Origin of the sequence: Streptomyces silvisoli (genome assembly GCF_029269905.1) — a bacterium.
Classification (GTDB): Bacteria; Actinomycetota; Actinomycetes; order Streptomycetales; family Streptomycetaceae; genus Streptantibioticus_A; species Streptantibioticus_A silvisoli_A.
In genome coordinates, this window is the sequence record NZ_JARJBC010000012.1 from 113,959 (window position 1) to 133,266 (window position 19,308).

Genomic DNA, 19,308 nt, shown 5'->3' on the forward strand with positions numbered 1-19,308 from the left:
CGGTGGTCAGTTGACGGAGGACAGGACGCGGACGACGGCGGTGTGCAGGGCGGGCGCCGCCGCCAGGAAGTCCTGGCTGGCCACGGTCCAGGGGTCGCCGTGGGTGTCGGTGACCGTTCCACCGGACTCGGCCACCAGCAGCGCGCCCGCCAGCAGCCCGGAGCGCACGTCGCTGTACTGCCAGAAGGCGTCCATGCGCCCCGCCGCGACCTGGACGAGTTGCAGCGTGGCGGGCACCGACACCCGGGTGACCAGGGCGGATTCGAGCATCGCGGTCAGCGACCGGCCGATGCGCCGGAACGTCCGCGCGTCCTCACCGGGCTTTGCCTGGCCGGTGCCCACGTAACCGTCGGCCAGTCGTTCCTTCGCCGAGGCGCGCAGCCGCACCCCGTTGTGGAAGGCACCGCCGCCGCGCACCGCGGTGTAGGTGTCGTCGGTCAGCGGCAGGTGCACCGCGGTGACCACGGGCTGGTTGTCGCGCACCAACGTGGCGGTCACGGACCACTCCGGCATGCCGTGGACGTGGTTGATGTTGCCCTCGGCCGGATCGGTCACCCACCACTCGCCGTCCGGCAGCGCCCCGCCCTCCAGTTCGTTCACCACCCAACCGGCGTTCGGCCGGGCGGCGTGCAGCGGTGCCCGCAACTCCCCCAGTGACGCCTGGTCGTTGGCGAGCAGCGCGGCGATGAGTTCCTCGTGGCCGCCGGGGCGCGCGTCGGGGGTGAAGCGCTCGCGCAGCTTCGCGCCCGCGGCGCGGACCGCGGCGACGGCCTCGGGCAGCAGCGCCCGGTCGGTCGCGAGGGTTACGGCATGCGTGGACATGGGTGTCCCGTCCTTCGGAGTCGGGGAGTCACCGCGGGACGGTTCTCATCGCGGCAGATGCCACGCTAGGAAGGGCGGCACATATCGGCAAATGCATGTTCGTAAGCTCTGGTATTACTCGCGTGCAACTGGGCCCTCCGGTCATTCGTCCGTGATGACGACCTTGCCGAAGTGGCCCCTGCGTTGGAAGTGGCGGTAGGCGGCGAGGGTGTCCGAGAACGGGAAGGCGCTGTCGATGACCGGGCGGAGCCGGTGCTGCTCGATGGCGCGGTTCATCTGCTCGAACATCTCGCGGCTGCCCACGAACATCCCTTGCAGGGTGAGGCCCTTGCGCAGTACCGGGGCGGGATCGATCCCGCTGCCTTCGGCGAGTACGCCGATGAGGCTGATGCGGCCACCCGTGCGTACCGCCGTGATCGACTGCGGCAACGTGCCGGCGCCGCCGACCTCGACGACGTGGTCGACGCCGCCCCCGGTCAACTCGCTTACCACTGCGCCCCATTGGGGGGTGCGGGAGTAGTTCACCCCGTCCGTGGCGCCGAGTTGGCGCAGCCGCTCCAGCTTGGCGTCGCTGCTGGAGGTGGCGATCACGCGGGCGCCGGCCAGCGCGGCGAACCGCAGCGCGAACAGCGAGACGCCGCCGCTGCCCATGGTCAGGACGGTCTGTCCCGGGGCGGATCGGCCGCGGACCGCCACCGCGTGCCATGCGGTCACCGCGGCGCACGGCAGCGTCGCGGCCTCGGCGAAGTCCAGATGCGAGGGCGCGGCGACGATGGCGTCCTGGTCGAAGACCACGTACTGCGAGAGGACGCCGTCCGTGGTGGCGCCCAGCGCGCCCGAGGTCTTCTCCGCGGTGGGCGGGCCGCAGAGCCAGCCGGGCATGAAGACGCTCACGACCCGGTCTCCCGGCCGCCACCGTGTGGCCTCGGCCCCGGTCTCGACCACTTCGCCCGCACCGTCGGACAGGGGGACCACTCCGGGCTTCAGAGTGCGTCCGTAGACGTCGTCGGCGATCATCAGGTCGCGGTAGTTCAGCGACCACGCCCGCATCCGGACCAGCACCTCACGCGGCCCGGGAGCCCGCAGGTCGCGTTCGTCCAGCCGTAGTGAGTCGACTCCGGTGAAGTGCGGCAGGTGGTAGTAGCTCGTCCTCATCGTGGTCTCACTCCTGCGGGATCCGGACGGCCTGGCCGGTGACGCGGACGCGAGGGTCGTCAGCGGACACTTCCACCAGGAGGTCGCTGGGGCGGCCCATGTCCTCACCCTGACGGATACGGACCCGCGTCGGCTCGGTGACCACGCCCAGGGACCGCAGGTAACCGCCGAAGGCGGCGGCCGCGGCGCCGGTGGCCGGATCCTCCACGACACCGCCGACCGGGAACGGGTCACGTGCGTGGAAGTCGAAGGCGCCCTCCCGCCACACAAGGTGGACAGTGGTCCAGCCGTGCCGCCGCATGACCGCCTCCAGCGCCGCGAAGTCGTAGTCGAGGGCGGCGAGCCGCTCCCGTGTGCGAGTGGCGAGGACGAGGTGGTCGTTGCCCGCGAAGGCGACGTGCGCGGGGAGGGCCGGATCCAGGTCGCCCTCGGCCCAGCGCAGTGCGTCGAGCGTCTGCTCGATCTGCGTGCGGTCCGCCGGGCGGGAGCGGGCGGGGACGCTGGTGAGGGTCGCGCCGCCGCTGCCGGTTGCCACCGGGACGGCGCCTGCCCGGGTGTCGAAGACCAACTCGCCGTCACCGGCGTGTTCGGCGAGGGCGACGGCCGTGGCGACGGTGGCGTGCCCGCAGAAGGCGACTTCGGCGCGGGGACTGAAGTAGCGCAGCCGGTAGCTGCGCGCCGCGTCGTCCCGCGCCGTGACGAACGCGGTCTCGGAGTAGCCGATCCGGGCGGCGATGGACAGCATCTCGTCGTCCCCGAGGGTTTCGGCGTCGAGGACGACACCGGCGGGGTTGCCGCCCGAGGGGTCGGTGGTGAAGGCGGAGTAGCGCAGTACTCCGACGGTGTTCAGTGCGGTCATGGACCAACCGTCGCAGCCGTTGCGATATCGCGTCCAACGATTCTTTTCGCTTGGTGCGATCGGATATCCCGATACCATCGGAGGGTGGACACCCGACTCCTGAGAACGTTCACGGCCCTGGCGAAGACCGGGAGCTTCACTGCCGCGGCGGCCGAACTGCATCTCGCCCAGTCCACCGTCACCGTGCAGATCCGGTCCCTGGAACGGGAGTTGGGCACCCGGCTGTTCGACAGACTGCCCACCGGCGCGCTGCTGACCAGCACCGGACGGCGGCTGCTCGAGGAGGCCGAGGCGATGCTCGACGCCGAGGCCAGACTGCGCGCCGCGGCGACGGCCGGGAACGGCGGCGGAACGGTGGAGGGGCAGGTCACCGTCGGCGCGGGCGAGTCGCTGTGTTCGTCACGACTGCCCGGGGTGATCGCCTCGCTGCGGCGCACCCACCCCGGAATCGACGTCCATCTGCGCGCCGTTGGCAGCGCCGCGGCCGTGGAGGGGCTGCGGCAGGGGCGGTTCGACATGGTGCTGCTCCTGGAGCCCGAGGTGAACCTCGCCGACCTGGCCGCTCGGCCCATCGCCCGCGAACCGCTGGTGTACCTGGCGTCCCCCGACCACCCGCTCGCCGGGCGCGAGGCCGGTTGGGACGAACTGGCCGGAGAGAGCTTCTTCGTGCACGAGGAGGGCTGCTCGTACAGCGACCACCTTGTGCGCACCCTGCTGGCACTGCCCGGGGCCCGGCCCCGGCTCACCCGCTTCGGCAGCATCGAGGCCGCCCGCTCCTGCGTGGCCGCGGGACTCGGGCTCACCCTGCTGCCTCGGGCGACGGTCGACCGGCAACTGCGCGACGGGGTCCTGGCGGTGGTCCGGGGGCCGGAAGTTCCCCCGGTACCGGTGCAGTTGACCCGGCACCGGCGGCGCTGGGTGGCCCCGGCGGCGCGGGTCGTAGCCGACGAGATCGCGCGGCTGGTCGGCGGTTGAGGCCGCGCCAAGAGCGAGGGGGGCGTACCGCGCGGACGCGGACGGCGGGCCCCGGCGTCGAGGGTGCGCCCGGTGGGCATGTAGGCGTCGAGGGGGTGCCGCTGGCCGTTCGGCCTGCCGTCGAGGAGCGCGGCGGGATCGACGCACAGCACATGGTCGTCCGGCGAGCCGGTGTGGCCGAACATGTCCTTCGCGGCGGGGGGTTGGGCGTAGCTGGAGTAGGCCACGACGCAGCCGGTCGGCATCGGTGCGCTGCTGCCCGTCCGCTCGCAGGCGGGGATGTGGCGGAACGTCGTGGTCGTCACGTCGCCGCCCAGCAGGAACGCGGAGACCAGGGTTGCGGGTTTCCCCGGACGTCCTGGTCGCACGGGTTGTCGGCCAGTCCGGGCCTGCACAGCCAACTGGTCGATGACGGCGACCGGTTGGGCGCTGCGGCGGTCGCGGACGTACCCGAAAGCAGCGCGAGGGACAGCAGGGTGAGGGACAGCCGGGAGTGCCGCCGCATGTTACGCCGCCCCCAACGAGAGCCGATGCCGCCAGGTGGCGGTTCGCACCATTCCGTCACCCTTGCCGGGGGCCCGGGTGCCCTCGCGGAGTCGCGTTCGTTGACCCCCGCTCCGTGACACGTGAACGGCTGGACCGCGAGGGCCGGTGGCATCCCCAAGGCCGTCAGGTGTGGGACGCAGTACCACGGCGGGAGTGGCAGCGGTGCGTCGTGCCGGCGGTCAGCCCATGCTCTTGGCGCCGTCCAGGGACTCGCGGATGATGTCGGCGTGGCCTGCGTGCTGGGCGGTCTCGGCGATGACGTGCATCAGCACCCGGCGGGCCGACCACCGCGCGTCCGGCTCGAACCACGGGGCCTTCGGCAGCGGGTGCGACGCGTCCAGGTCGGGCAGGGTGGTGACCAACTCGTCGGTGCGGCGGGCCACTTCGGCGTATTCGGCCAGCACACCGGCCAGCGTCTCACCGGGCAGCATCCGGAACTGGTCGGCCCGCCGGGCCCAGTCGGCCTCGGTCATGGCGGTGTAGTCGGGCATCGCCGACGCGCCCTCCACGATGAAGTTCGCCCAGTTCCGCTCGGCCGCGGTGACGTGCTTGATCAGGCCGCCCAGGCACAGCTCGCTGGCGGTGGTCCGCTGCCCGGCCTGCTCGTCGGTGAGGTCGCGGGTGGTGAAGCGCAGGAAGTGCCGGTGCTTGGCCAGGACCGCCAGCAGGTCGGCACGCTCGCCGGTGGCGGCCGGGGCGCCAGCCTGGTCCTGGTTGGTCAGCTCGTTGACGGTCATGTTTCGCCTTCCGTTGTTCCTCTTCCTCGGACAAGCACCACGCTAGGAGCCATAGCGGCCAGTTTCTGACCTGAATTCGAGAGAGAATCGCAGGTATGGCGAACACCAGTAACCGGACGCTGCGGCTGCTGTCCCTGCTCCAGACCCACCGGTACTGGCCGGGCACCGAACTGGCCGAGCGGCTGGGGGTCTCGGTCCGCACCCTGCGCCGGGACGTCGACCGGCTGCGCGAGCTGGGCTATCCGGTCGAGGCGCAACGAGGTGTGGACGGCGGCTACCAGCTCGCCGCGGGCGCGGCGCTGCCGCCACTGGTGATCGACGACGAGGAGGCGGTCGCCCTGGCGGTGGGCCTACAGGCCGCCGCCCAGGGCGCGGTGGAGGGCATCGCCGAGTCCTCGGTCCGGGTGCTGGCCAAGGTGGCGCAGGTGATGCCCGCCCGGCTACGGCACCGGGTCGAGGCGCTGCGCGCGATGACCGTGCCCGCCGACTGGGGCGGCCCGCCCAGGGCGGCCATCGACCCGGGGGCGCTCACCGCGGTCGCGCTGGCCTGCCGGGACGGCGAACAACTCCGCTTCTCCTACACCGCGGCCGACGGCCAGTACACCGACCGGCACGTCGAACCCCATCGGTTGGTCTGCCTCGGCCGCCGCTGGTACCTGGTCGCCTACGACCTCGCCCGGCACGACTGGCGCAACTTCAGGGTCGACCGGCTCACCGCCCCGCACGGCACCGGGTCCCGGTTCCGCCCCCGCGACCTGCCCGCCGCCGACGCCGCCGAGTTCGTCCGCGCCAGCCTGGAGAACCTACCGCGCCCGTACCAGGTGGAGGCTCTGGTGGACGCCCCGGCGGCCACCGTGCGCGAACGGATCGGCCGATGGAGCACGGTCGAGGAGGTCGACGCCGAACACTGCCGGGTACGCATGACCACCGACTCCCTAGACTGGCCGACCATGGCCCTGGGCGTACTCAACGCCGACTTCCGGGTCCTCTCCCCACCCGAACTCCTCGCCCAGGTCCACGACTGGGGCGCCCGCTTCAACAGGGCGCGGGGGTGAGGGGTAGAAGGCCAGGCGGCCAAATCCGCAGGGCGCGGCTGGGCGTGAAGGAGGGCACCCTCATGACGGTGGGCGAGCAGGGCCGGGCCGCTGAGCCTGGTGCGGGCGAGGCGGCGGGCTCCCTGCCGGAACGGGCCGCCGCGCTGGTCGAGTTGCTTCGGAGCAATGCCGACCGTACCGAGCAGGGCCGACGGGTTGCCGAGGAGAACATCGCGGCACTCGACGAGGCCGGGCTGTGGTCCTGGCCTCACTCGCGAAGGGGCGGAACCGGACCCGGGTACGCATGGACATCGCCACAGTCGCCCGCCGCTCACGAGAGGCGCTCGACATCCTCCTCAGCGTCGAAGGCGCCAGGAGCTTCGCCGACGAGAACCCGCTGCAGCGCATCTGGCGGGATCAGGAGACCGCCAGCCGACACGCAATGATCAACCCGGCCATCGCGACCGAGATGTACGGCCGGGCCCTGCTCGGCATCGAGGACCAGATCACCCCGATGGTCTGAGAGTGCTTTCCCCGGACGCCGCTTCGCCGCGGCGCCCGGCAACCCCCCGAGGCGCGCGGTCAGTTGGAGAAGTCCTGGGTGAGCCAGACGGTGCCGTTGGGGTCGCGGTAGACGGCGATGCCGACATGGGTGAACGTGCTGCTGAGGATGTTCTGACGGTGGCCGTCGTTGGGTGGTTGCTCGTCCAGCATGGACTGCGTGAGGCTGACGGCGGCCGTGGCGATCTGCTGGGCGTCCGTTCCCGCGGAGGCCTGCCCGATGTTCTCTCCCGCCGCGCCCCACTGGACGCCCGCGGCCGTCTCCCTGTCTCCAAGTTGGGCTTCGCCCGGGCACTGGTGGGACAGGCCGCATCCGTTGTCCATGGCGGCGTTGTGCCCGGTCGCGCTGTGGGTGAGGCCGGTGGTGATGGTGTACGCCGGCAGCCCGTGGGCGGCCCGTGCCTGGTTGATCAGGGCGAGGACCTGCGCGACGGCGCCGGATTCGGCGGGCGGTCGCGGGGCTGACGTGTTCGAGGGGGTGGGAGTCGGTGTGGTGGGGGAGGGCTCGGCTGTGCGCGGCGCGGGGATCGGGGTCCGGCGCGGGGAGGCCGTGGGCGGGTGGCTGGCCGGGTGCGAAGGGGTGTGCGGTGGCGGGCTGGCTATCGGCACTGTCTTCACCAGCACTGGCTGGGCGGCGGTGCTGGAGGAGTCGGCCTGGCGGGTGTCGGCCGGTGAGCCGAGGGCCACGGATATCACCGTGGCCGCCGCGGCCGTCGCCACGGCTCCGCCGGCGAGCATGTGCGCGCCTCGGGGCCGGATCCGTGGACGCCGGTGGCCGCCGAACTGCCTGCCGCCCCGGCCGTTCGGACGGTGTGCCGCATGCCGCGCCGCCGTGGGGAGCTTGGTGGTCGAACCGCTCAACTGGACCGCCGGGCCGAAGGACGGCGCGCCGTGGCCCGCCTGGGCCGCGGACCAGGCCAAAGCGGCGGTCGGCGGTACCAGAGCGATGCCGACGAGGAGGCTTTGCGCCGGTATCAGGCCGCTGCGCCGACCTGAGCACGTCCTGCAGTCGCGGACGTGGCGGGATATGCGCTTGCGCCACAGAGCGGAGGGAACACCGTCCCACCGTGCCACGACGGGCTCCAGCCGCGGACAGCGCGATGTCGCCGACAGCGCGCGCACCACCAACCGGGCGGTCTCCAACTGCGCCTTCATCCGCTGCACCCGGACCGCGACGAACCGCGACGGCGACTTCAGGGCGGCGGCCACTTCCGAGCGGGTCAGCTCACCCGCGGCCTCCAGCCACCACAACGACAGCAGTGCTCGATCGTCCGGGTCGAGCCACCGGGTCGCCTCGGCGACCTCCCGGCGCTGGCCGGAAAGCCCCAGGCGGATGATGGTCAGGTCCACGAAGTCCGCGCCGGGATCGGCCAGTTCGACCACCTCGTCGACCCTGGTATCGCCGGCCGACACCTGTTTGCTGTGCCAGTGCCGACGTATCTCGTTCATCGTCACGGCCACCAGCCAGGCCCGGAAGCGGTGGGGTTTGCGCAGGCCGGCCAGTCCGTCCAGTGCGCGCAGCATGGTCTCCTGCACCACGTCGTCGACATCCGCGTGGCCGCGCAGCGCGCGGCCGACGATGTTGTAGACCAGCGGCAGGTATTCGGCGACCAACTCGTCCTGCGCCCGCTGGTCCCCTGCCTGCGCGGTCGCGATGACCGTGGCCTCACGCTCTGGTGTCATGTCCGTCCTCGCTCCCTGCCGCAACGTTTCCGCATGCCTTCGATACCTGGGAGACCCTGCCAGGGCGGCTCGGATAACAGAAACCCAGAAAATTCTTCTTCGGGCTTCTCCAGGACCCGTCGACCGGTCACCTGACAAGGCGGCCAGCAAGCCCTCGTGAGCTGCGGCGTTGCCGGAAGCGCGGTGCGCCCCGTGGGCCGTGTTCCGGCCAACCGTGGTGTGAGGAAGGCCACTTGGGGCTTGATCGCGGCGGCTTACCGGGCTAACTTCCTCTGCCCATTGGACATGCCTTCGAAAGCGTCCAGTTCACAGAGCTTCGGCAGCCCTGAACTCCTCTGAGTTCGCTGCCGACTTCCCCCACCCTCCGGGACCGCGAGCGAAGCGTTCGCCGTTGTCGAGCGGGTGGATCGCGCCCCCGAGGGCGCAGCTGTCTTCACCGACCGACCGGCTCTGGGACAACCGTCCCGGTCGGCTCGCAAGGGCGCTGTGGAGGCGCCCCCAACCAGAACTGTCAGGCTCATGCCCATCCAGGGAGAACGCCAATGTCTCGTGCTGCCCACAAGTGGAAGACCCTCAGTGGTAAGTCACGCGCTGCCGTCGCGCTTGCCTCGGCCGGAGCGATCGCGGCCGTGACCGTCGGGGTCTCCTCGGCGAGCACCGTCGCGCCCGGTCACGACCACGCCCCCGTCCGGGCGCCGCAGTCCGCGAGCGGAAAGAGGCACCCGTACGGTCTCGGCGCCGTGCCGTCCAAGTCGTCGTGGCGCCAGTCCATGCTGCGCCAGTCCGTCGAGCCGCGGCTGGAGGCCACCGCTCCGAGTCCGAATGGCGAGGCCGCCAAGCCGAGGAAGAAGAAGCGCCAGGCCCTTCCCGCCAGCGTCGATCTGACCAAGTACGCCGCAGCACCAGGCGATCAGGGCCAGGTCGGTTCCTGCGTCGCGTGGTCCATCGACTACTCCGCCTACAGCATCCTGGAGCGCGAGCAGGGTATCTCCGGCGGACCCCAGGCACCCATGTACACCTACTCCCAGATCGTCCAGGGGCAGAACGTGGGCACCTCGCCGGAGCAGCACTTCCAGATCGCCACCACGCAAGGTGTCGACGCCAAGTCCGACTACCAGCAGGGCGACTTCGACTACACCACCCAACCGACCACGAGCGAGATAGCCAACGCGGCGAAGTGGAAGCTGTCCGGATTCACTCCGCTGCACACGGGCAAGCAGATCAAGAACGATGTGGAATCGGCCCTCAGCCAGGGCGAGCCGGTCACCATCGCGATTCCGGTGTACGACAGCTTCTTCTACCTCACCCCGCGGCAGGCCGCCTCCTACACGTACTACCCCGCCTCCGGCGAACAGTACGCGGGCGGCCACGAGATCACCATCGTCGGCTACAACAGCAAGGGTGTGCGGGTCGAGAACTCCTGGGGGAAGGGCTGGGGTGACCGCGGATACGTCAACCTCTCCTGGAACTACCTGGCCAACCAGGTATGGGAAGCCAACGCCGTCGGCAAGCTCGTCAAGCGGTGAGGGCCCGGTAGGACTGACCCGGCTGAACGGGGCCGCCCTCGTCGGGCCTGCCGCATCGCCGCGGGCTGCCCCGACCGGTCGCGGCTCAACCGCACGCCAGCCCCGGCGAGACCGATGTCTCCGGCCGGGGACTGGCGTTGCGTGCCGGTGCACGGCACGGCGGTGGTCCGCAGCGCCGGTGGCCGGCGGGCATCCAGCGACAGTCGATTCCAGGCCGTCTGACCTGGGATTCCCCTCTTGGCTGGGGAGGGGGACAGCCGTGCCTCCTTCGCATCTTCCGCCGCGGACGGACATGCGTTAGCCTCCAGCCCATCGCACGGGGGGTGGGGTGGTCGGGGGCTTCACACTTGACTGACCGGACGGCGGCAACCGTCGTCCCAGCCGTGTCCACGCATGTCTCCATCGCTCCGCACGGGAGGAACCGGGTGCCTCAACGCGCCCTCGGCCGCGGCGGGTTCGCCTTAGCCGCAACGCCTCGTCCTCGTCCGCGAGCCGGAGCGGAACGCCACCGCCTTCGCGCCGCGCTCATCACCGAGCGCTGACCGGCAGCACCTTCCCCGTTCATCCCGCACCCACCGCTGCCCTGTCATGGGCAGGGCGAGCATGGGCCGCGTCACCAGCACACAGAAGGGCGGTTCCTTGCGCGCAAGGACTGAACACCGCAAGGCAGGGCCGTACAACAGACACAGACGACGGGCGGGCACCGCCGCGACCGCGGTGCTGTCCACCGCGGCGCTGGTGTCCGGCGGACTGCTCACGGCGGCCCCGTCCGTGGCGTCCGTTCTCCCGGCCGCCGCCTCCACGACACACGTCAAGCACCTTTGCGACCAAGCCAGCGAGCCCGGCCGGATGGCCTGCTTCGCCGAAGCCCGCACCGACATCGTCCAGCACTTGAGCGTCAGCCCGAACGCCACACCGTCCGGCTACGGCCCCTCGGACCTGCAGAGCGCCTACAACCTGCCGTCCACCACCGCCGGTTCCGGCCAGACCGTGGCCATCGTCGACGCCCAGGACGACCCCAGCGCCGAGTCGGACCTCACCACCTACCGCTCGCAGTACGGCCTGCCCGCCTGCACCACGGCGAACGGCTGCTTCCGCAAGGTCGACCAGACCGGAGGCACCAACTACCCGTCCGCTGACGCGGGTTGGGCGGGCGAGATCTCCCTCGACCTCGACATGGTCAGCGCCGTCTGCCCGCAGTGCCGCATTCTGCTGGTCGAGGCCGCTTCGCCGAGCCTGTCCAACCTCGGTACGGCCGAGAACGAGGCCGTCTCGCTCGGCGCGAAGTACGTCTCCAACTCCTTCGGTGGCACGGAGAACCCGGCGGAAGCCACCGTGGACAACCAGTACTTCAACCACCCCGGGGTCGCCATCACCGTCAGCGCGGGCGACGGCGGCTACGGTGCCGCGTACCCGGCCGCCTCCCAGTACGTCACCTCCGTCGGAGGTACCTCGCTCAGCCGCGCGGGCAACACCCGTGGCTGGACGGAGTCGGTGTGGAGCACCAGCGGCACCCATGGCACCGGGTCCGGCTGCTCCGCGGACGAACCCAAGCCCTCCTGGCAGACCACCGACACCGGCTGTTCGCACCGCACCATCGCCGACGTCTCGGCCGTCGCCGACCCGGCCACCGGCGTCGCGGTCTACGACAGCTACGCGGCCTCCGGCTGGAACGTCTTCGGCGGCACCAGCGCCTCGTCCCCGATCGTCGCGGCCACCTACGCCCTGGCGGGCACCCCGGCCGCGGGCACCTATCCGGCCTCGTACCCGTACAGCCGGACATCGGCGCTGAACGACGTCACGACCGGCTCCAACGGCACCTGCTCACCGGGCTATCTGTGCACCGCGGGTCCCGGCTACGACGGTCCGACCGGCCTGGGCACCCCTGACGGCACCGCCGCCTTCACCAGCGGGCCGACCACCAGCACCACGCTGCGGCCGGGCCAGCGGCTCATACCCGGACACAGCCTGACCAGCGCCAGCACGACGGTGGTGATGCAGTCCGACGGCAACCTGGTGGCCTACCTCAAGACCGGCGGCAGCGGCACCGGTCCGGCGGTGTGGGCCAGCGGCACCTCCGGGCACTCCGGCGCCTACGCGTACATGCAGAGCGACGGCAACCTGGTCGTCTACGCGAGCGGTGGCGGTCCGGGCAGCGGCGGTGCGCTGTGGGCGAGTGGCACCTCAGGCAACTCCGGTGCCTACACCGTCCTGCAGGACGACGGGAACCTGGTGGTCTACAAGAGCACCGGCGGCACCGGCAAGGGCGGTGGGCTGTGGGCCGACGGCACCTACGCGCGGTCCCGGACCATCGGCTCAGGCCAGAAGCTGCAGGGCGGTTGGTGGACCCAGGCCCAGTACACCCGGCTGGTGATGCAGTTGGACGGCAACCTCGTGATGTACCGCCAGAGCGACGGCAAGGCCATCTGGTCCAGCCGCACTTCGGGCCACTCCGGCGCCTACGCGTCCATGCAGAGCGACGGGAACCTGGTGGTCTATCCGACCTCCGGCAGCGCGCTGTGGGCCACCGGCACCTCCGGGCACTCGGGCGCCCACGCGTCCATGCAGGACGACGGCAACCTGGTCGTCCTCACGAGCAGCGGCACCGCGCTGTGGTCCAGCAACACGGGGCAGTACGTGCCCTGACCCCGCCGAACCACCGATCCGCCCCGACAGGACCCGTGCGCCGAGCGGGGCGGGTCGGGAGGCTTCCGGGGCCTGGCCAGCGCGACGGCCGTGACAGGCCCGTACGACAATCGACCCCAGGTCCACGTGGCCTGGCGTTTCCCGCCTCGCCGAGCCGAACCGCCGCTGGGTGGCCACGCCGCGATTCCGACGGACGCTGATCACCGTGACCGTGGTGCCCGGCATCGGCTCGCTGGCCGTCGTTCACCGCCTGATCCGGCACCGGCCGATGCCGGGAGCCAACGGTCAGGGGCCCTCGCACCCCGGGCTGTACCGCTCCCGCATGAGGTCGGTCAGTCGTTCCCGCTCGGTCTCCCGCACGGCATCCGGCGTCGGGCACAGGGCCCGGTGCGCGGGAGTGATCAGTTCCGCTGGCATGGGTTCGATCGCGCTGACCTTGACCGCGATGACATCGACAACCGTCCCTGAGTACCTGGTGCGAAGCGGTTGCAGTCGCCAGCGGTAACGGCGTGGGACGTCCTTGGCCGGCCTGTCCACCGGGCTCAGGCACACCCAGCGGTCGTAGTTCGTGGGCATGATCCGCACGAGGCCGCCGCACTCAGGGCAGGTGGGCGGTTCGGTCCACATCACGTCATCCGAGTCCGGCTCCGGCCACGGCGGCGCCGTCGCTCCCTCCAACTCGGCGATCTCGTTCGCGTACTGCTCCCAGCACTCGTCACAGAGCACCGCCAGCTGGATTCGGCCGCGTTCGCGTGCGGGTCGCCAGAGGTCTTGGCAGCGCTGGCAGGCGACGTGGCGGTTCCCTATGGCCCCCATATGTCCGATAGTGAGCGAGTACATGCGCCGCTCAATAGGGCGAGATTTCGCCTTTATTGCCTGGTGAACAGTTTCACCTTGAGAGTCTTCGCCTTGCCCTCCCGCAGCAACCTGCTTGTTTCGCCGCAGCCTTGACGGCCCATCCGCGCCACTGGCCGATGGTCGGGCAGGGGCGGTGTCCTTGTGCACGGTGTCGTCCGTCCCGGCTGCGGACCAGCTCGGCGTTCGTTCCGGTCCACCGGCGGAAGTCAGCGGTCCCAGGTCCCCGGATCCCGCTACCGGCCCTCGTGCTCGCGTTCGGTGTCCTCCGAGCGCGGCCAGTGCCGCCCCTCCAGCGCTTCGGCGCTGCGGTTGAGCCGGACCAGTACGTTCTCCAGCTCCCGCACCTCGTCCGCCGACCAGTCCGCGACCACCCGGGCCAGGCACGAGCGGTTGACCTCGCGGTCGGCGGCGAGCCTGCGGCCGCCCTCGTCGGTGATCCGCAGCTTGCGGGCCATGCCGCCTTCCGGGTCCGCGACGCGTTCGGCCAGACCGCAGCGCAGCAGCGCCGCCGTCTGCCGGTTCACCGTCGAGGTGTCGAGCCCGAAGGCCTCCGCCAACTGTCCGATGGACATGGGGCCTTGGGTGTCGATCCGGCTGAGGAGCAGGTAGGCCGAACGTTCCAGGCGCTGAGCGTCCCGCTCGCGGCGAGCCATCACCTGGTGCCGCGAGAGCAGCATCAGCTCCCGCTCCAGTCTCTCCAGCACCGCGCCTCCCGCTCCTTCCCGGCTGCGTTGTCCGGCTCCGACCGCGGCGATGGGGGTCTCCCGCTCCCGCCCGGTGATGTGTACGATACACATCATCGTGCGATGTGCACGATGCACAAGTTGTGCATCGTGCACTTCTCTCTGTCGGCCCCAGGCCGTTCTCTCGGCCCCGGCCTGAAGCGAGCCCGAGCCTGAACCTCTAGGCGGTAAGCGTGTCATCCCCCATAACCGAGCCCTCCACCGCGCGCTCGCGCACCGGAGGCCCGATCGTCGCGGTGCTCGCGTTCGCGGGCATCGTCGTCGCCGTGATGCAGACCCTTGTGGTGCCGCTCATCGCCGAGCTGCCGCGGTTGCTGCACACCACGACCTCCAACGCCTCCTGGGTGATCACCGCCACCCTGCTCGCCGGAGCCGTCGCCACCCCTGTCATGGGCCGGCTCGGCGACATGTTCGGCAAGCGGCGGATCCTGTTCTGCAGCCTCGGGCTGCTCGTCGTCGGCTCGCTGGTCTGCGCGTTCACCTCGGACCTGCTGCCGATGGTGGTCGGCCGCGTCCTGCAGGGCGGCGCGATGGGCGTGATCCCGCTCGGCATCAGCATCATGCGGGACGAGGTGCCCGCCGAGCGGATGGGCTCGGCCATGGCGCTGATGAGCTCCTCGCTGGGCGTCGGCAGCGCACTCGGCATGCCGGCCGCCGCCTTCGTGGCCGAACACGCCGACTGGCACGTGCTGTTCATGGGGTCGGCCGGGCTGGCCGCGGTCGCGCTGCTGCTCGCCGCACTGTTCGTACCGGAGTCGCCGGTCCGCACTCCCGGGCGCTTCGACGTCATCGGGGCGGTCGGGCTCTCCGCGGGCCTGGTCTGTCTGCTGCTGGGGATCTCCAAGGGCAGTGACTGGGGTTGGGGGAGCGGCACCACGCTCGGACTGTTCGCCGCCTCGGTGGTGATCCTTCTCGCCTGGGGCGCCGTCGAACTGCGCGTGCGGCAGCCGCTGGTCGACCTGCGGACCACCGCACGCCGCCAGGTGCTGCTGACCAACCTGGCCGCGATCGCCGTCGGTTTCGCGATGTACGCCATGTCGCTGGTGCTCCCGCAGTTGCTCCAGCTACCGAAGGCCACCGGGTACGGACTGGGGCAGTCCATGGTCGTCGCGGGGCTGTGCGTCGCCCCCGGCGGAGTGGTGATGATCCTCCTCAGCCCGGTGTCCGCCAAGATCTCGGCGGCCCGCGGACCCAAGGTCTCCCTGATGCTTGGCAGCGTCGTCATCGCCATCGGCTATGCGTCGGCGCTCGGCCTGACGCACGCGGTATGGCAGACGCTGATCGTCTCCGCCATCATCGGCGGCGGCATCGCACTGGCCTACGCGGCCATGCCCGCCCTGATCATGGGGGCGGTGCCGTCCTCGGAGACGGCCGCGGCCAACGGCCTCAACACCCTGATGCGGTCCATCGGCACCTCAACCGCCAGCGCGGTCCTCGGAGTTGTGCTCTCCCACATGACCCAGCCGCTGGGCGGTGTGCCGCTGCCGTCCATGAACGGCTTCCGCACCTCGTTCGTCATCGCGTGCGCGGCGTGTGCGTTGGCGCTGCTGATCGCCGCGTTCCTGCCGGGGCGGGGCACGCGTTCACGCACCCCGGCAACTCCCGCCGGGGAGACGGCCGTTGGTGAGCCGGGCGCTGAGCCCGCCGCCCCGGCCGGGGCCGGGTTCCACGGCCTGGTGCGCGACGCCGACGGCGAACCGCTGGGCGGTGCCGCCCTCACCCTTGTCTCGCCCGACGGACGGCAGGTGGGCCGCGCGGTCTCCCGGGCCGACGGCCGCTACGGGCTGGACGCCCCAGCCGGTGGCCCGTACGTCCTGATCGCGGCCGCCGACGGCCACCAGCCGCAGGCCGACACGGTCATGGCGGCGGCCACCCCGGTCACCCACGGCATCAGGTTCCCCCGCGCCACGGAACCGGCGAGCCTGCGGGTGCGGGGCACCGTACGCGCCGCGGAGGGCGGCCGTCCGCTGCCGGATGCCCGGCTGACGCTGGTGGACGCCGCCGGGAACGTGGTGCGCACCACCATCACGGCCGCCGACGGCGCGTACACCTTCACCGACCTGGCCCCGGGCGAGTACTCGCTCATCGCCAGCGGTTACCCGCCCGTGGCGTCGGCGCTGGCCGTCGAGGGCCGCGGTACGGACGGGTTCGACCTGGAGCTGGCTCACCCCGCGGCGCGGTAGGTGACGGTGTCCGGGATCACGGGACGGTTCGCCGTACAGGCGGAATGCCGCGCTCGCCCGGGCGGTTGCCCGCTACGACGAATTCATTGCCGTTTCACATACCGACTGGTACCTACAAGGAGAATCCCCGTGACCGTCACCGATTCCTCCGCCTCCCGCGCGGCCGAGATCCTTTCCCGGCCCGTCGCGCTGAACGGCCTGACCGTCCCGAACCGCATCGTGATGGCGCCGATGACGCGCATGTTCTCCCCGGGCGGCGTCCCCGGCGAGGACGTGCGGTCGTACTACGCCCGTCGCGCCGCCGCGGGTGTGGGCCTGATAGTCACCGAGGGGACCTACGTCGGCCACGAGTCGGCCGGGCAGAGCGACCGAGTGCCACGGTTCCACGGTGAGGAGCAGTTGGCGGGGTGGGCGAAGGTCGCCGAGGACGTACACGCGGCGGGCGGCACGATCGTGCCCCAGCTGTGGCACATCGGCATGGTGCGCAAGCAGGGCGAGCCGCCCTACGCCGACGCCCCCGCCGTCGGCCCCTCCGGCATCCGCGTCGACGGCACCGAGGGCACCGGCAAGGCGATGACCCAGCGCGACCTGGACGACGTCGTCGGCGCCTTCGCCGAGGCCGCCGCGGCCGCCGAGCGCATCGGCTTCGACGGCGTCGAACTGCACGGCGCCCACGGCTACCTCCTCGACCAGTTCCTGTGGTCGAGGACGAACCGCCGTACCGACGCCTACGGCGGCGACCCCGTGGCCCGCACGAAGTTCGCGGCCGAGATCGTGGCCGCGGTCCGCGAGGCCGTCGCGCCGGACTTCCCCGTGATCTTCCGCTACTCGCAGTGGAAGCAGGAGGCCTACGAGGCCAGGCTCGCCGAGACACCGGAAGAACTGGAGGCGATCCTGGCCCCGCTCACCGCGGCCGGAGTCGACGCCTTCCACGCCTCCACCCGCCGCTACTGGCTCCCGGAGTTCGAGGGCTCGGACCTGAACCTGGCGGGCTGGACCAAGAAGCTCACCGGTCGGCCCACCATCACCGTCGGCTCGGTCGGCCTCGACGGCGACTTCATCCGCGCGTTCGCGGGCGAGGGCGCCGCGGTCGGCAGCCTCGACAACCTCCTCGACCGCCTGGAGCGCGACGAGTTCGACCTGGTCGCCGTCGGCCGCGCACTGCTCCAGGACCCGCAGTGGGCGGCGAAGGTCCTGGGCGACCGGTTCGAGGAGCTCCAGCCGTACGACGCGGCGGCGCTCAAGTCGCTGAGCTAGGCGTACCGTTTCGAATCCGTGTGACGTCCGTCCATCGACCACGCCTCGGCGGCAGACGCAGCGGCCCCGCACGACGGAGGGCACCGGTTCTCACCGGTGCCCTCCCGCCGTTCCAGGGCCGCAGCTTGTACGGGGCCGTACCGCTAGGGGCGAACAGCGCTTGTCCGGGCCGGTGTTGACCGCTGTCGCTGCTCCGCCGCCAGGCGCCGCGGGCCGGTGCCCTGCCGAAGGCCGCCCCGGTGGAACGGGTCGGCCTGCGCAGCCACCACATCCGGTACCCCCACAGGATCATGGCGATGAGGCCAGCGGCGAGCAGCGCCAGCGCGATCTGGTTGGGGAGGCCGAACAGCAGTCCCATGTGGGCGTCGATGCCCCAGCGGGTGAGCTTGGCCAGCAGGGGGTAGTCGGCGAACCGCAGCTTCGCGGTGACCTTGCCGGTCGCCGGGTCGACCGCGACCCCCGCTGATCGGCAGGCGGAACAGCGCTTCGTCCAGTTCGCGGCGGTGGCCCTGCCGCCGGAGCGGCAGGGCGCCCGTGACCGCGGCCCGGTACCGCCTCAGGCCGTGATGACGCCGTCCAGCCTTCCGGCCTTGGCGTCCTCGACGAGGGAGGAGAACTGGTCGGCGCTCATCTGGACGCGCTGGCCGAAGTCGTCGGTGAGTACGACCCGGCGGTCGGCCGTGGCCGAGGGGTCGACGAAAAGCTGGGGGCAGCCGCAGTTGCACTTGCCGCAGAACGTCGCGACCTGCTCCAGACCTTCTGTGCCCGACATCTCAACCTCCCGATGGTTATTCGGCCTTGGGCTGCGCCGACTGTCCTGGTCATACCCGGCGGGTCGGTCCAGAAGCCCAAGGTCGCGGGATGCGGGAGCACACCGGCGTTGCGCTGTGCTTCCGGCGCTCCTCCCGATGCTTCGACGGTGCCGCGCCTGCCGGGAACCAGCGGGTCCTGTAACCCGACTACTTGGGGAGGGCCCCCTCCCGTGCGGTCGCTCCGCCAGGGGTGGGCCGACACAGGAGCGACGGCCCACCCTCGGAACAGCGGGTCAGACGGCGGCCTTGAGGGTTGCGGTCCTACGCCAGCCGTTCTCCCGTTCGGATGCCTCGATCGCGTCGATCAGGGACGTCCGGGCCCGCGCGACGCGGGAGCGAACGGTGCCGACGGGACAACCGGTCGCCGCGGCGGCTTCCGCGTACGGCAGGCCGAGTAGGCCCGTGAGGACGAACGCCTCCCGGCGCTCGTCGGGCAGCTCGTCGAGTAGTTCGGCCAGCGCTATGCCTTCCTCGAACCCGGGCAGTCCGCGCGGTTGGGCCAGCTCGGCGGCCAGTTGCCAGTCGGCGGTGTCCGAAAGGCGGGGCCTTGCCGCGGCGAAGCGGAAGCGGTCTATCACCGTGCGTCGGGCGATCGACAGCAACCAGGTGCGGGCCGAGGAGCGGCCTTCGAAACGGGGCAGGCTGCGCAGCACCCGAAGGTACGTCTCCTGTGTCAGGTCGTCGGCGGCCTGCGGATCGGCGCTCAGATGCGCGACGTAACGCAGTACGTCCTGGCGGGTGGCGCGGACGAAGCGTTCGACGGCGTCGGGGTCGCCGTCCCGGGCGGCAAGCGCCAGCGCTGTCGTTGACTCGTCGTCACGCGCCGGAGTCGTTCGTTTCGATGCGGGCGTGCCCGTTGGAAGTGATCGCCGATCGGGCGGGACGGGCGTCAGGGCAGGGGTCATCACCTG

General features: G+C 71.3%; 16 protein-coding genes and 2 pseudogenes. 7 read left to right on the forward strand and 11 right to left on the reverse strand.

Translation table 11 applies throughout. From position 1 onward, the window contains the following. Positions 1-6 precede the first annotated feature (6 nt). The 3 genes from P3G67_RS19725 to P3G67_RS19735 form a co-directional block, all read right to left on the reverse strand. On the reverse strand, positions 7-822 hold the full coding sequence (locus tag P3G67_RS19725; protein WP_276094619.1) for an inositol monophosphatase family protein: 816 nt from the start codon (positions 820-822) through the stop codon (positions 7-9). Between the two features lie 141 nt (positions 823-963). Beyond that, entirely contained in the window at positions 964-1,977 is a 1,014-nt protein-coding gene (locus P3G67_RS19730) for a zinc-dependent alcohol dehydrogenase family protein (protein ID WP_276094620.1), read from the reverse strand. A 7-nt stretch (positions 1,978-1,984) separates the two neighbouring features. Then, complete coding sequence (locus tag P3G67_RS19735) at positions 1,985-2,836, reverse strand: PhzF family phenazine biosynthesis isomerase (RefSeq protein WP_276094621.1); 852 nt, start codon at positions 2,834-2,836, stop codon at positions 1,985-1,987. Between the two features lie 84 nt (positions 2,837-2,920). On the opposite strand from P3G67_RS19735, the gene P3G67_RS19740 reads away from it, so the two are divergent. Beyond that, the gene (locus tag P3G67_RS19740; protein ID WP_276094622.1) at positions 2,921-3,811 is read left to right on the forward strand and encodes a LysR family transcriptional regulator; all 891 of its coding nucleotides are present in this window, start codon (positions 2,921-2,923) and stop codon (positions 3,809-3,811) included. 137 nt (positions 3,812-3,948) lie between these two features. Here P3G67_RS19740 and P3G67_RS36070 read toward each other — a convergent pair. Further along, positions 3,949-4,206: pseudogene (locus tag P3G67_RS36070) on the reverse strand (DUF3089 domain-containing protein); the annotation flags it as partial. A gap of 330 nt (positions 4,207-4,536) precedes the next feature. Continuing rightward, the gene (locus tag P3G67_RS19745) at positions 4,537-5,094 is read right to left on the reverse strand and encodes a DinB family protein (protein ID WP_276094623.1); all 558 of its coding nucleotides are present in this window, start codon (positions 5,092-5,094) and stop codon (positions 4,537-4,539) included. Positions 5,095-5,189: 95 nt separating this feature from the next. Between P3G67_RS19745 and P3G67_RS19750 the strand changes: the two genes are divergently transcribed. Further along, positions 5,190-6,149: a helix-turn-helix transcriptional regulator gene (locus P3G67_RS19750; protein ID WP_276094624.1), complete on the forward strand. Its 960-nt coding sequence runs from the start codon at positions 5,190-5,192 to the stop codon at positions 6,147-6,149. Between the two features lie 235 nt (positions 6,150-6,384). Next, positions 6,385-6,651: a hypothetical protein gene (locus P3G67_RS19755; RefSeq protein WP_276094625.1), complete on the forward strand. Its 267-nt coding sequence runs from the start codon at positions 6,385-6,387 to the stop codon at positions 6,649-6,651. 59 nt (positions 6,652-6,710) lie between these two features. Here the strand turns inward: P3G67_RS19755 and P3G67_RS19760 are convergent, their stop codons facing one another. Then, positions 6,711-8,372 carry a sigma-70 family RNA polymerase sigma factor gene (locus tag P3G67_RS19760; RefSeq protein WP_276094626.1) on the reverse strand — a complete coding sequence of 554 codons (1,662 nt, stop codon included), beginning with the start codon at positions 8,370-8,372 and terminating at the stop codon, positions 6,711-6,713. Between the two features lie 542 nt (positions 8,373-8,914). Between P3G67_RS19760 and P3G67_RS19765 the strand changes: the two genes are divergently transcribed. Continuing rightward, entirely contained in the window at positions 8,915-9,898 is a 984-nt protein-coding gene (locus P3G67_RS19765; RefSeq protein WP_276094627.1) for a C1 family peptidase, read from the forward strand. Positions 9,899-10,669: 771 nt separating this feature from the next. Beyond that, positions 10,670-12,544: a hypothetical protein gene (locus tag P3G67_RS19770; protein WP_276094704.1), complete on the forward strand. Its 1,875-nt coding sequence runs from the start codon at positions 10,670-10,672 to the stop codon at positions 12,542-12,544. Positions 12,545-12,829: 285 nt separating this feature from the next. Here P3G67_RS19770 and P3G67_RS19775 read toward each other — a convergent pair whose 3' ends face one another. After that, positions 12,830-13,360 carry a DUF6083 domain-containing protein gene (locus P3G67_RS19775; protein WP_276094628.1) on the reverse strand — a complete coding sequence of 177 codons (531 nt, stop codon included), beginning with the start codon at positions 13,358-13,360 and terminating at the stop codon, positions 12,830-12,832. 275 nt (positions 13,361-13,635) lie between these two features. Beyond that, the gene (locus P3G67_RS19780; RefSeq protein WP_276094705.1) at positions 13,636-14,079 is read right to left on the reverse strand and encodes a MarR family winged helix-turn-helix transcriptional regulator; all 444 of its coding nucleotides are present in this window, start codon (positions 14,077-14,079) and stop codon (positions 13,636-13,638) included. A 239-nt stretch (positions 14,080-14,318) separates the two neighbouring features. Here P3G67_RS19780 and P3G67_RS19785 point away from each other — a divergent pair, with 239 nt between their 5' ends. Next, entirely contained in the window at positions 14,319-16,328 is a 2,010-nt protein-coding gene (locus tag P3G67_RS19785; RefSeq protein WP_391858301.1) for an MFS transporter, read from the forward strand. Between the two features lie 129 nt (positions 16,329-16,457). After that, complete coding sequence (locus P3G67_RS19790) at positions 16,458-17,585, forward strand: NADH:flavin oxidoreductase (RefSeq protein ID WP_276094629.1); 1,128 nt, start codon at positions 16,458-16,460, stop codon at positions 17,583-17,585. 193 nt (positions 17,586-17,778) lie between these two features. On the opposite strand, the pseudogene P3G67_RS19795 reads toward P3G67_RS19790, so the two are convergent. The 3 genes and pseudogenes from P3G67_RS19795 to P3G67_RS19805 all read right to left on the reverse strand — a co-directional run. Continuing rightward, positions 17,779-18,045, reverse strand: a pseudogene (locus P3G67_RS19795) (PepSY domain-containing protein); the annotation flags it as partial. A gap of 96 nt (positions 18,046-18,141) precedes the next feature. Next, a complete protein-coding gene (locus P3G67_RS19800; protein ID WP_276094630.1) occupies positions 18,142-18,357 on the reverse strand; it encodes a hypothetical protein in 216 nt (71 codons plus the stop codon). A gap of 273 nt (positions 18,358-18,630) precedes the next feature. Beyond that, positions 18,631-19,302, reverse strand: a complete 672-nt coding sequence (locus P3G67_RS19805) for a sigma-70 family RNA polymerase sigma factor (RefSeq protein ID WP_391858302.1) — start codon at positions 19,300-19,302, stop codon at positions 18,631-18,633. Positions 19,303-19,308: the final 6 nt, after the last annotated feature.

What these genes read in the sequence shown, in the direction of transcription:
- P3G67_RS19725 (WP_276094619.1), bottom strand. Translation starts at nt 822, where the DNA reads ATGTCCACGCATGCCGTAACCCTCGCGACCGACCGGGCGCTGCTGCCC.
- P3G67_RS19730 (WP_276094620.1), bottom strand. Translation starts at nt 1,977, where the DNA reads ATGAGGACGAGCTACTACCACCTGCCGCACTTCACCGGAGTCGACTCA.
- P3G67_RS19735 (WP_276094621.1), bottom strand. Translation starts at nt 2,836, where the DNA reads ATGACCGCACTGAACACCGTCGGAGTACTGCGCTACTCCGCCTTCACC.
- P3G67_RS19745 (WP_276094623.1), bottom strand. Translation starts at nt 5,094, where the DNA reads ATGACCGTCAACGAGCTGACCAACCAGGACCAGGCTGGCGCCCCGGCC.
- P3G67_RS19750 (WP_276094624.1), top strand. Translation starts at nt 5,190, where the DNA reads ATGGCGAACACCAGTAACCGGACGCTGCGGCTGCTGTCCCTGCTCCAG.
- P3G67_RS19760 (WP_276094626.1), bottom strand. Translation starts at nt 8,372, where the DNA reads ATGACACCAGAGCGTGAGGCCACGGTCATCGCGACCGCGCAGGCAGGG.
- P3G67_RS19765 (WP_276094627.1), top strand. Translation starts at nt 8,915, where the DNA reads ATGTCTCGTGCTGCCCACAAGTGGAAGACCCTCAGTGGTAAGTCACGC.
- P3G67_RS19775 (WP_276094628.1), bottom strand. Translation starts at nt 13,360, where the DNA reads ATGGGGGCCATAGGGAACCGCCACGTCGCCTGCCAGCGCTGCCAAGAC.
- P3G67_RS19780 (WP_276094705.1), bottom strand. Translation starts at nt 14,079, where the DNA reads ATGCTGCTCTCGCGGCACCAGGTGATGGCTCGCCGCGAGCGGGACGCT.
- P3G67_RS19800 (WP_276094630.1), bottom strand. Translation starts at nt 18,357, where the DNA reads ATGTCGGGCACAGAAGGTCTGGAGCAGGTCGCGACGTTCTGCGGCAAG.
- P3G67_RS19805 (WP_391858302.1), bottom strand. Translation starts at nt 19,302, where the DNA reads ATGACCCCTGCCCTGACGCCCGTCCCGCCCGATCGGCGATCACTTCCA.